Genomic DNA, 10,815 nt, shown 5'->3' with positions numbered 1-10,815 from the left:
GGCCGGGGATAGTGGGCGACCTATGTTTGCCCGGGGCCGGCTTTACGGCCGTTTCATCTTGCACACGGTCGGCGGCACCGTACGCTCGGGCGGCAAAGCCAGCACCGTGCGGAAACCGTAGCCTGAGCCTTCGTTGTCGAACTTAACGCCTGGCGTGCCGGCCTTGTCCATTTCCATCACGTAAAGGGGCTGGATCAGCTGGTGGTCATCGGCCCGCATCCACGAGGCGTGGAAGCCGTTGTCGAACTTGATGCCCTCCAAAGCCCGGGCGACGGCCGTCGGATCGGCACTGCCGACGCGGTTCATCGCCGCAGCCAGGGTTTCGATCATCAACGGCATGCGCAGCACCGGGTAATCGTCCTGCGCGGCCGGGAAACGGGCTCGAAACGCCGCATACCAGGCGTCGGAGGCCGTGCCGCCGGCGTTCGGGTGCCAGTCGGCCACTGCGATCACGTGTTTGACGCCGGCATCGCCCAACGCGGCGGGCGCGCCAAGGCTATTGCCGTAGAAGGTATAAAACCGGGTGTCCAGGCCCTGCTCTCGCGCAGCCTTGACGAGTAGCGTCAGATCGTTGCCCCAGTTGCCGGTAATAACCGCGTCCGCGCCGCTCGCGCGGATCTTGGCGATGTACGGCGCGAAGTCCTTCACGCGGCCAATCGGATGAAATTCGTCGCCGACGACCGCGATATCCGGACGCTTTGTCGCCAGCGTCGAACGCGCGAGACTGCTGACGTCATGGCCGAAGCTATAGTCCTGGTTCAGCAGATAAACCTTCTTCACCGCCTTGTCGCGCTGGATCACATCGACCAGCGCATCCATGCGCATGCCCGCGTGCGCGTCGAAGCGGAAGTGCCAGAAACTGCAATTGGCGTTGGTCAGCGCGGGATCGTCGGCGGAATAATTGAGGAACAGTTCGCGGTTGCCCGGCTCGCGGCTGTTCTGCTTGTCGATCGCGCCGATCAGCGCGGCCGCCACCGCCGAGCTGTTGCCTTGCATGATGTAACCAATGTGCCGGTCCGCGGCGGCGCGCAGTTGCACCAGCGCCTCCTCGGCACTGCCCTTGCTGTCGAGCACAACGAGCTCGAGCGGATGTGCGCCGTCAGCAAGCTTCACGCCGCCTTGCGCATTCACCTGTTCGACACCGAAGCGCAGATTGCGCTCCACCGCCGCGCCCGCGTTCGCGAATGGGCCGGACATGCCTTCGATCAGCGCCAACTGGATCGGCGTACCCGTGGGCTGAGCCACCGGCTTGCTTGCCGGACCAGACGCCATTTCTCCCGCGGCGCAAGCCGCCGCAGCCATCGAAATCGCCGCCAGCGCAACGACTGCCGCTGCTCCTGCCCGTTGCCACTTCGCCATCATCATTGCCCCGCTTGATTCGTCGAAGCGCGGATCATAGGGCGTTCCAGACGGAATAAGCAAGCCGGCGAATCCGTTACTGTGCTTCCAGCGACGCCTTGTACGAAGCGCCAATCTTTTGCTGCCGCCCGTGTCAAAATAATGCGTCTCGATGATAAAAACCGCTACTCAAATGCCATCGGAGGAATTCATGTTCAACCGCCACCCATCCACGACGGCCTCGATCGAAGCACCGCCCGCAGTACGCCTGCGCCGCGCCGCGCTCGTCTGCCTGAACACGCTCGCGCTCGCGGCTACGCTCGCCGGCTGCGTGCAGCCATGGCAGCAGTACAGCCAGGGCGCGGACGAATCGACCATCATCGCCCGCCTCGGCGCGCCGCGTGAAAGCTACGACCTGCCCAACGGCGGCAAACGGCTGATGTGGCCTACCCAGCCGATGGGCGAAACCACCACCGCCGCCGACATCGACGCATCCGGCAAGATCGTCACCGTGCGCCAGGTGCTTCAGCCCAACGAGTTCTACCGGGCTGAAATCGGCAAGTGGACGAAGAGCGACGTGCTGGTGAACTTTGGCCGCCCGGTCGAAACGTCATACTTCCCGCTGATGAAACGCGAGGTCTGGACGTATCGCTATCTGGAAGACAATGTCTGGTACATGATGTACAGCTTTTATTTCGACGATCAGGGCATTGTGCGACTCACGCAGAAAACACCTGATCCGCTGCACGATCCGGATCGCCGCAGCCTGTTCTGAGTATCCGCTCGAACCCATTGCGCATGGATTGACGAAGCCGCCTCTTCAGGCGGCTTTTTTTATTTACGGCGCATATCGGCGAGTTTTGTTTCGCGCGCGATTGGTCGATACGCCGCACGGCCGCAGATTAGCTTGAGCGCACGCAGCGCGTAAAACGTGAGCCGCAAAAACACGAAGCCCCGTGCTTTTCAGGGCACGGGGCTTCGCGTCAATCTGGTTCAGCAGGCGCGCCAGCAGCGCCCTGCTCCTCCGTCATTCCGAACGTTGCGGATTCAACTTATCGAAGTTCGAATGCAGCTTGTTCAGCGCCGAGATATACGCCTTCGCGGAAGCGGCGACGATATCCGGATCGGTGCCCACACCGTTGACGATGCGCCCACTCCTGGACAGCCGCACGGTCACTTCACCTTGCGCCTGCGTACCGGTTGTAATGGCGTTCACCGAGTACAACAGCAATTCCGAACCGCTCCCCACTTCCGTTTCGATCGCATTGAGCGTGGCATCCACCGGACCGTTGCCGCGTGCTTCCCCGGTCACCTCCTTGCCTTCGACCGAGAACACGATCTTCGCGTGCGGCTGCTCGCCAGTTTCCGAATGCTGCGACAGCGACAGGAACTTGTAGTGCTCCTTTTCCTGCGCCTCAGCCGATTCTTCGGTGACGATCGCGATGATGTCTTCGTCGAAGATTTCCGACTTGCGGTCGGCCAGTTCCTTGAAGCGCGCGAACGCGGTATTCAACTCGCCTTCGCTATCGAGCGCGATACCCAGTTCCTGCAGACGCTGCTTGAACGCATTGCGGCCCGACAACTTACCAAGCACGATCTTGTTCGCGCTCCAGCCCACATCTTCGGCACGCATGATTTCGTACGTGTCGCGCGCTTTCAGCACACCGTCCTGGTGAATGCCGGATGCGTGCGCAAATGCGTTCGCACCGACTACCGCCTTGTTCGGCTGCACGACGAAACCGGTGATCTGCGACACCAGTTTCGAAGCCGGCACGATTTGCGTGGTATCGAGACCGACATCGAGGCCGAAATAATCTTTGCGGGTCTTCACCGCCATCACGATTTCTTCGAGCGACGTGTTCCCCGCGCGCTCACCGAGACCGTTGATCGTGCACTCGACCTGACGCGCGCCGCCAATCTTCACACCGGCCAGCGAGTTCGCCACCGCCATGCCGAGGTCGTTATGGCAATGCACCGAGAACACCGCCTTGTGCGAGTTCGGAATACGCTCACGCAGCGTCTTCACGAGCTGGCCGTACAACTCGGGCACGCCATAGCCGACCGTATCTGCGATGTTGATGGTGGTCGCGCCTTCGGCGATGACCGCTTCCAGCACACGGCACAGGAAATCCATGTCCGACCGGCTGCCGTCTTCCGGCGAGAACTCCACGTCGTCCGTGAACTTGCGAGCAAAGCGCACCGCCAGCTTTGCCTGTTCGAACACCTGATCCGGCGTCATGCGCAGCTTCTTTTCCATATGCAGCGGCGACGTTGCGATGAACGTGTGGATGCGGAAATGATCGGCCGGCTTGAGTGCGTCAGCAGCGCGTTGAATGTCCTTGTCGTTCGCACGGGCCAGCGAGCAGATCGTGCTGTCCTTGATCAGGCCCGCGATCGTGTGGATCGAATCGAAGTCGCCATTCGAGCTGGCCGCAAAGCCCGCTTCGATCACGTCCACCTTCATCCGTTCGAGTTGCTTCGCGATACGGATTTTTTCTTCCTTCGTCATCGACGCGCCGGGCGATTGCTCGCCGTCACGCAGCGTGGTGTCGAATATGATCAGTTTGTCGGCCATGTCGGGTCTCCTGGGGAGTCGTTCAATTGTGGGCATTGGATATTTGAATTCGGGTGTTTGCGCCACCGCTGGCGACGCTAAACCATAGACGAGGCGGACGGAGGGCAGAAACGATAAGCGATCAGCGCGCTAGATGTGCCAGCACTAGCGCACCTGCGGCGCACCAGCTTGTTGAGGCTCGCGCCGCAGCTCAAATGGGAACCTGAACGCATTCATCCAACGACTATAGCGGCATTCCCATCGCCGTGCAATTGGCGTCAGACCTGCCCGCCGCGCGCCGCCGGACGGGCTCCGCAAACGAAAAACGGCAGCCTGGGAAGGCTGCCGTTTTCTGTGTCATTGCCATGCAAAGGCGGTGCGCAATTATCTGTCCCGCGCCACCGATCGAGCCGGATTCGCCCTGCCCCGCAGCGCCTGGTAGCCCCAGAACACATAGCCCGACAGACCGTATAGCACGAACAGGCCGAACAGCATCAGCGGCGGATCGGACGACACCAGCACGAACGCCACCACCACCAGCAGAATCACGCCGAACGGCACGCGGTGCCGCACGTCGAGCGCCTTGCCGCTGTAGAACGGCGCGTTCGACACCATCGTCACACCGGCGTAGATGGTCAGCACGAAAGCGACCCACGGCAGCCACACCAGCTTGAGCGGCACGCGGTTATCGGTGGCGAGCCACACGAAACCGGCGATCAGCGCAGCGGCAGCCGGACTGGGCATGCCCTGGAAGAAACGCTTGTCGACCACGCCGATGTTCGTGTTGAAGCGCGCGAGACGCAACGCCGCCCCCGAACAGTAGACAAACGCCGCGAGCCAGCCCCAGCGGCCGAGATCCTTCAGGATCCACTCGTACATCACGAGCGCCGGCGCCACGCCGAACGACACCATGTCCGACAGGCTGTCAAACTGTTCGCCGAACGCGCTTTGCGTATGCGTCATGCGGGCAACCCGGCCGTCCATACCGTCCAGCACCATTGCCACGAAAATCGCGATCGCCGCGATTTCGAAGCGCACGTTCATCGCCTGCACCACGGCGAAGAAGCCGCAAAAGAGCGCGGCGGTGGTAAACGCGTTCGGCAGCAGATAAATGCCGCGCTTCCTCAGAAACTGCTGACGCTGAGCGCGCCGGCTATCGACTGCCGGCGACTCCGCCACGATCGGCTTGTTACGGCGGAACGGACGCGGGAGCTGTCCGCTGTTGCGGGGTCGACGCGGTTTGAATGCGGCCATTCGGAAAACCTCCTTGGTGCCGCTTTATAGTTCAGCGAGAATCGTGGACGACGCGGAAACCTTCTCACCGATCGACACACGGGGACGGCTGCCAACCGGCAGATACACGTCGACACGCGAGCCAAAACGAATAAATCCATAACGCTGGCCACGCGTGAGCGGCTCACCCGCACGAACGTAGCAAAGAATGCGCCGTGCGATCAAACCGGCGATCTGCACCGACGTCACGGTCTGGCCGCCAGCCATTTCGATCACCAGCGCATTGCGCTCGTTTTCGGTCGAAGCCTTGTCCACCGCGGCATTCAGATACGCGCCCGGGAAATATTCGACCTTGGAAATCGCGCCATCCACCGGCGAACGTTGCGAGTGGACATTGAAGACGTTCATGAACACGCTGATCTTCAGCGCTTCACGATTCGCATACGGATCATGCGCAGTTTCGACTGCGACGATACGGCCGTCGGCCGGGCACAGCACGGCGTTCGCCTGCGTGGGGATAGGACGCGCCGGATCGCGGAAGAACTGCACGACGAAGATCAGCAGGAGCCAGAACAGCCATGACAAGCCGAACCCGACGAAGAAGTGAACCAGTAATGCTACGACGGCTGCGATGGCGATGAACGGCCAGCCTTCTCGCGCGATGATCGGATGAGGGTAATTCATGGATGGCTTCAGTATTTTTGTAAAACCGTAGGATAGCAAAAGCCGCCCAGGGTTCAGCACCCTTGGACGGCTTTTTGCATTACCGGCGGCCGCGACGATGCGCCGCGCCGGTCAGAGGCTATAAAGCGGGCCTCTTAGTTCTTCGACTGGTCGACCAGCTTGTTCGCAGCGATCCACGGCATCATCGAACGCAGCTTGGCACCAACCGTTTCGATCTGGTGCTCGGCCGTCAGACGGCGGCGCGATTGCAGCGTCGGAGCGCCGGCCTTGTTTTCGATGATGAAGCTCTTTGCGTACTCGCCGGTCTGAATGTCCGTCAGCACGGCCTTCATCGCCTTCTTCGTCTCAGCCGTCACGATACGCGGACCCGTCACGTACTCGCCGTATTCGGCGTTGTTCGAGATCGAGTAGTTCATGTTCGCGATGCCGCCTTCGTAGATCAGGTCGACGATCAGCTTCAGTTCGTGCAGGCACTCGAAGTACGCCATTTCCGGCGCGTAGCCCGCTTCCACCAGCGTTTCGAAGCCGGCCTTGATCAGGTCGACCGTACCGCCGCACAGCACGGCTTGTTCGCCGAACAGGTCGGTTTCCGTTTCTTCGCGGAAGTTCGTTTCGATAATGCCGGCACGGCCGCCGCCGTTCGCTGCTGCGTACGACAAAGCGATGTCACGTGCTGCGCCCGACTTGTCTTGCGCAACGGCGATCAGGTGGGGCACGCCGCCACCTTGCGAGTACGTACCGCGAACCGTGTGGCCCGGCGCCTTCGGCGCGATCATGATCACGTCCAGGTCGGCACGCGGGATCACTTGACCGTAGTGCACGTTGAAGCCGTGTGCAAAGGCCAGTGCTGCGCCTTGCTTGATGTTGGCGTGCACTTCCTTTGCGTAGACGTCAGCGATCTGCTCGTCCGGCAGCAGCATCATGACGACGTCTGCGCCCTTGACGGCTTCCGCCACTTCCTTGACTTGCAGGCCGGCGTTCTCAGCCTTGCTCCACGATGCGCCGCCCTTGCGCAGACCGACCGTGATGTTCACGCCGCTTTCCTTCAGGTTCAGCGCGTGAGCATGGCCTTGCGAGCCATAGCCGATGATGGTGACTTGCTTGCCCTTGATGAGGGAGAGGTCGGCGTCCTTGTCGTAGAAAACTTTCATGTCGGTTCCTTGGCTAAATTCGGTGAAATCAGTGAAATACAAATACTGCGAATGTTGTGTTGCTTCGCCGGGTTCTTAAAGGCACTGCCCGGCTTCGATCGAGACGGTTAATAACGCCCGCGACTCAGCGCGCGCGTCAAACCTTCAGAATGCGCTCGCCGCGGCCGATGCCCGAACTGCCCGTACGGACGGTTTCGAGAATCGCAGTCGCGTCGATCCCTTCGATGAAGGCATCGAGCTTGTCGCTCGCGCCCGTCAGTTCGATCGTGTAGGTCTTTTCGGTGACGTCGATGATCCGGCCGCGGAAAATATCCGACATCCGTTTCATCTCCTCACGTTCCTTGCCGACCGCCCTCACCTTGATCAACATCAGCTCACGCTCGATGTGGGCGCCCTCGGTAAGGTCGACCACTTTCACCACCTCGATCAGGCGGTTCAGATGCTTCGTGATCTGTTCGATCACGTCGTCCGAGCCAATGGAGACGATGGTCATGCGCGACAACGAACGGTCTTCGGTCGGAGCCACCGTCAAGGTTTCAATGTTGTAGCCGCGTGCCGAGAAGAGACCTACCACGCGTGACAACGCGCCCGGTTCGTTTTCCAGCAGGACTGAAATAATGTGTCTCATGTTTCGCTTCTTCCAGATGTTTTGTCGATGTATGCGAGCAGCTTCGCGCCGCTTCGTCCGCCTTCGCCCTTTGTGGAGGCGCGCATGACGAAGCCAACGCGGATGCCGTCGTTATAGATCTTCCGAACCCATGAGCATCTCAGTGATGCCCTTGCCGGCCTGAACCATCGGCCAGACGTTTTCGGTCGGATCGGTCTGGAAATCGAGAAACACCGTGCGATCTTTCAGGCGCAGCGCTTCCTTCAGCGCTGGCTCGACATCGGCCGTGCGTTCGATACGCATGCCGACGTGACCGTACGCTTCAGCGAGCTTCACGAAGTCCGGCAGCGCATCCATGTACGAATGCGAATAGCGCTTGCTGTATTCGATCTGCTGCCACTGGCGTACCATGCCCAGATAGCGGTTGTTCAGCGAAATGATCTTCACCGGAGTCTCGTACTGCTTGCAGGTCGAGAGTTCCTGAATACACATCTGGATCGAGCCTTCGCCCGTGATACAGAGCACGTCGTCGTCCGGGTGCGCCATCTTCACGCCCATCGCCGCCGGCAGGCCGAAACCCATCGTGCCGAGGCCACCGGAGTTGATCCAGCGGCGCGGCTTGTTGAAGCGATAGAACTGCGCTGCCCACATCTGGTGCTGGCCGACGTCGGAACACACGAAGGCATTGCCGTCGGTCAGCTCCCACGCCTTCTCCACCACGTACTGCGGCTTGATGATTTCGCTCTTGCGGTCGAACTTCAGGCAGTCTTTGGCGCGCCAGGCTTCGATGTCCTTCCACCAGTCGGCGAGCGCCGCGGTGTCGGGGCCATGCTCGGCCGTTTGCAACTGCTCGATCAGCTCCTTCAGCACTTCCTTCACGTCGCCGACGATCGGAATGTCGACCTTGACGCGCTTGGAGATGGAAGAAGGATCGATGTCGATATGGATGATCTTGCGTGGACGCGACGCGAAGTGCGCCGGGTCGCCGATCACACGGTCGTCGAAGCGCGCGCCGATCGCGATCAGCACGTCGCAGTGCTGCATCGCCATGTTGGCTTCGTACGTGCCGTGCATGCCGAGCATGCCGAGGAATTTTTTGTCGCTCGCGCGGTAGCCGCCCAGTCCCATCAACGTATTGGTGATGGGATAGCCGAGCAGATCGGCGAACTGGTTCAGCTCACGCGATGCATCCGCGAGGATGATGCCGCCACCGGTGTAGATATACGGACGCTTGGCCGACAGCAGCAAGGCAACCGCCTTGCGAATCTGGCCGGAGTGCCCTTTCGTGACCGGGTTGTACGAGCGCAGCGAAACGGTCTTGAGCGGTTCGTACTGGCACGGCGTCTTCGACACGTCTTTCGGAATGTCGATCAGCACCGGGCCGGGACGGCCGGTACGGGCGATATAGAAAGCTTTCTTGACGGTAGCCGCGAGGTCGCGCACATCCTTCACGAGGAAGTTGTGCTTCACGCAGGGACGCGTGATGCCGACCGTGTCGCACTCCTGGAACGCATCCTGACCGATCGCAGCAGTCGGCACCTGGCCGCTGATGATCACCATCGGGATCGAGTCCATGTAGGCCGTCGCGATGCCGGTCACCGCATTGGTGACGCCGGGGCCGGAGGTCACGAGGCACACACCCACTTTGCCGGTGGAACGCGCATAGGCGTCAGCGGCGTGGACTGCGGCTTGTTCGTGGCGCACGAGGACGTGCTGGAATTTGTCCTGCTTGTACAGCTCGTCGTAAATGTAGAGTACCGAGCCGCCGGGATAGCCCCAGATAAACTCGACGTCTTCGTCGGCCAGTGCCTTCATGAGCACGGTGGCGCCGATAGAGTCAGCTTGAGGATGGAGGGTCGTATCCGACGTGGAGAATTCCGCGCTGGGCATATTCATTTATTCACCTTTCGAATTTTCGGCAAAAAATTGATCGGGTGCTCTCTGCCGGGCTTGTGGCTCGGGTTCAAGCGGCGCGTCCAGTTGACAGGTGAGCTTCTTGGGCCACACCTCAATTGAGACAAGTCACTTATGTTGCGAACCAGCGACGATATCTGCAGATGTCCGCGCGGTCAAGCAAATATTGCCCTGGCGCCCTGCCCCTGAATCGCTCCATCGGCTAAAAGTGACCGAAAGCTTGTTATAGAGATGCAAGATACGGCGGGTTTCGCCCCAGCGACGCGAAAGTTTGTTAGCATCCGCGAGTTTTACGACACTTTTCGACCGATTACGCGCACGCACGCTGCGCCGACCCCCAAACGGATGGCATCAGACAAGGAACTCGCCGATTTTCTGGCGGGCGTCGAAAGGCGCGCATTCAAGCAGACGGTCTACGCCGTGCGGGACGACGACGCCTCGCTGGATATCGTGCAGGACGCGATGATCAAGCTCGCCGAAAAATATGGTGACCGTCCTCCCGCCGAACTTCCGCTGCTGTTTCAGCGTATTCTTCAGAATGCGATGCACGACTATTTCCGTCGTGCCAAAGTGCGCAATACTTGGGTTAGTCTATTCTCGTCCCTCGGCAACGCAGACGACGACGAATTCGACCCCCTCGAAACATTCGAGGCGCAACAAGGTTCAGCGGGCTCAGAAAGCAACGAACAGAAACTCGAACGCGAACAGGTCTTGCAGTCCATCGACGACGAGATCCAAAAATTACCGGCACGTCAACGGGAGGCGTTTCTCATGCGTTATTGGGAAGATATGGATGTCGCCGAGACTGCCGCCGCGATGGGCTGCTCCGAGGGTAGCGTGAAAACGCACTGCTCGCGGGCCACCCACACGCTGGCGCAAGCGCTCAAGGCTAAAGGAATCACGCTATGAGCTCCCTAGAAACCAAAGAACTCGAGTTTGCCCGCCAGGTACGCCGCGCGCTCGACGAAAACGCAGCCAGTATCCCCTCCGCCACGGTCGACCGGCTCGCCATGGCGCGCCGCGCCGCGCTTGCTCGCAAGAAGCCCGAAACCGTGAGCGCGCCGGTGTTCGTGCCCGCTCTCGCCGGCGCCGGCATGCCGGCCGGTATGCCGCAAGTCGACATGCCGCAGCGCCGCCGTTCGCCGCTGCGCCGTTTTGCGCTCGCCTGGCCGCTCGTCGCGCTGGTCGTCAGCCTCGTGGCCATCGCCTACTGGGAAGACCAGCAACGCACCGCCGAACTCGCCGATATCGATGCAGCCATGCTAAGCGACGACTTGCCGCTCAATGCCTATCTCGACCACGGCTTCAACGCGTACCTATCACGCGCCCACTGA

At 60.7% G+C, this 10,815-nt stretch carries 10 protein-coding genes; 3 read left to right on the top strand and 7 right to left on the bottom strand.

The window, feature by feature from the left end; all coding sequences use genetic code 11:
* Nucleotides 1-42 precede the first annotated feature (42 nt).
* Nucleotides 43-1,362 (bottom strand): branched-chain amino acid ABC transporter substrate-binding protein, encoded by a 1,320-nt coding sequence (locus tag PQQ96_RS20965; protein WP_408295937.1) that lies wholly within the window; start codon nucleotides 1,360-1,362, stop codon nucleotides 43-45.
* Between the two features lie 187 nt (nucleotides 1,363-1,549).
* Here PQQ96_RS20965 and PQQ96_RS20960 point away from each other — a divergent pair, with 187 nt between their 5' ends.
* A complete protein-coding gene (locus tag PQQ96_RS20960) occupies nucleotides 1,550-2,113 on the top strand; it encodes a hypothetical protein (RefSeq protein WP_408295932.1) in 564 nt (187 codons plus the stop codon).
* Between the two features lie 252 nt (nucleotides 2,114-2,365).
* Here PQQ96_RS20960 and PQQ96_RS20955 read toward each other — a convergent pair whose 3' ends face one another.
* The 6 genes from PQQ96_RS20955 to PQQ96_RS20930 all read right to left on the bottom strand — a co-directional run bounded on the left by PQQ96_RS20955 (nucleotide 2,366) and on the right by PQQ96_RS20930 (nucleotide 9,463).
* Nucleotides 2,366-3,913, bottom strand: a complete 1,548-nt coding sequence (locus PQQ96_RS20955; protein ID WP_201075133.1) for a 2-isopropylmalate synthase — start codon at nucleotides 3,911-3,913, stop codon at nucleotides 2,366-2,368.
* A gap of 363 nt (nucleotides 3,914-4,276) precedes the next feature.
* Nucleotides 4,277-5,146 (bottom strand): CDP-diacylglycerol--serine O-phosphatidyltransferase, encoded by an 870-nt coding sequence (gene pssA, locus PQQ96_RS20950; RefSeq protein WP_408295929.1) that lies wholly within the window; start codon nucleotides 5,144-5,146, stop codon nucleotides 4,277-4,279.
* Between the two features lie 24 nt (nucleotides 5,147-5,170).
* The gene (locus PQQ96_RS20945; RefSeq protein ID WP_408295926.1) at nucleotides 5,171-5,809 is read right to left on the bottom strand and encodes a phosphatidylserine decarboxylase; all 639 of its coding nucleotides are present in this window, start codon (nucleotides 5,807-5,809) and stop codon (nucleotides 5,171-5,173) included.
* A gap of 134 nt (nucleotides 5,810-5,943) precedes the next feature.
* A complete protein-coding gene (gene ilvC, locus PQQ96_RS20940; RefSeq protein WP_025496089.1) occupies nucleotides 5,944-6,960 on the bottom strand; it encodes a ketol-acid reductoisomerase in 1,017 nt (338 codons plus the stop codon).
* Between the two features lie 136 nt (nucleotides 6,961-7,096).
* On the bottom strand, nucleotides 7,097-7,588 hold the full coding sequence (ilvN, locus tag PQQ96_RS20935; protein WP_011487482.1) for an acetolactate synthase small subunit: 492 nt from the start codon (nucleotides 7,586-7,588) through the stop codon (nucleotides 7,097-7,099).
* A gap of 111 nt (nucleotides 7,589-7,699) precedes the next feature.
* A complete protein-coding gene (locus PQQ96_RS20930; protein WP_408295922.1) occupies nucleotides 7,700-9,463 on the bottom strand; it encodes an acetolactate synthase 3 catalytic subunit in 1,764 nt (587 codons plus the stop codon).
* A 363-nt stretch (nucleotides 9,464-9,826) separates the two neighbouring features.
* On the opposite strand from PQQ96_RS20930, the gene PQQ96_RS20925 reads away from it, so the two are divergent.
* On the top strand, nucleotides 9,827-10,390 hold the full coding sequence (locus tag PQQ96_RS20925) for an RNA polymerase sigma factor (protein WP_408295919.1): 564 nt from the start codon (nucleotides 9,827-9,829) through the stop codon (nucleotides 10,388-10,390).
* On the top strand, nucleotides 10,387-10,815 hold the full coding sequence (locus PQQ96_RS20920) for a DUF3619 family protein (protein WP_074284926.1): 429 nt from the start codon (nucleotides 10,387-10,389) through the stop codon (nucleotides 10,813-10,815). Before PQQ96_RS20925 ends, PQQ96_RS20920 begins: the two co-directional genes overlap by 4 nt.

The sequence above is a fragment of the Paraburkholderia sediminicola genome (genome assembly GCF_046027825.1).
GTDB lineage: Bacteria > Pseudomonadota > Gammaproteobacteria > Burkholderiales > Burkholderiaceae > Paraburkholderia > Paraburkholderia sediminicola_D.
This window is presented reverse-complemented; position numbering and strand designations above follow the sequence as displayed.

What these genes read in the sequence shown, in the direction of transcription:
- PQQ96_RS20930 (WP_408295922.1), bottom strand. Translation starts at nt 9,463, where the DNA reads ATGAATATGCCCAGCGCGGAATTCTCCACGTCGGATACGACCCTCCAT.
- PQQ96_RS20945 (WP_408295926.1), bottom strand. Translation starts at nt 5,809, where the DNA reads ATGAATTACCCTCATCCGATCATCGCGCGAGAAGGCTGGCCGTTCATC.
- ilvC (WP_025496089.1), bottom strand. Translation starts at nt 6,960, where the DNA reads ATGAAAGTTTTCTACGACAAGGACGCCGACCTCTCCCTCATCAAGGGC.
- PQQ96_RS20965 (WP_408295937.1), bottom strand. Translation starts at nt 1,362, where the DNA reads ATGATGGCGAAGTGGCAACGGGCAGGAGCAGCGGCAGTCGTTGCGCTG.
- PQQ96_RS20925 (WP_408295919.1), top strand. Translation starts at nt 9,827, where the DNA reads ATGGCATCAGACAAGGAACTCGCCGATTTTCTGGCGGGCGTCGAAAGG.
- PQQ96_RS20920 (WP_074284926.1), top strand. Translation starts at nt 10,387, where the DNA reads ATGAGCTCCCTAGAAACCAAAGAACTCGAGTTTGCCCGCCAGGTACGC.
- pssA (WP_408295929.1), bottom strand. Translation starts at nt 5,146, where the DNA reads ATGGCCGCATTCAAACCGCGTCGACCCCGCAACAGCGGACAGCTCCCG.
- PQQ96_RS20955 (WP_201075133.1), bottom strand. Translation starts at nt 3,913, where the DNA reads ATGGCCGACAAACTGATCATATTCGACACCACGCTGCGTGACGGCGAG.
- ilvN (WP_011487482.1), bottom strand. Translation starts at nt 7,588, where the DNA reads ATGAGACACATTATTTCAGTCCTGCTGGAAAACGAACCGGGCGCGTTG.
- PQQ96_RS20960 (WP_408295932.1), top strand. Translation starts at nt 1,550, where the DNA reads ATGTTCAACCGCCACCCATCCACGACGGCCTCGATCGAAGCACCGCCC.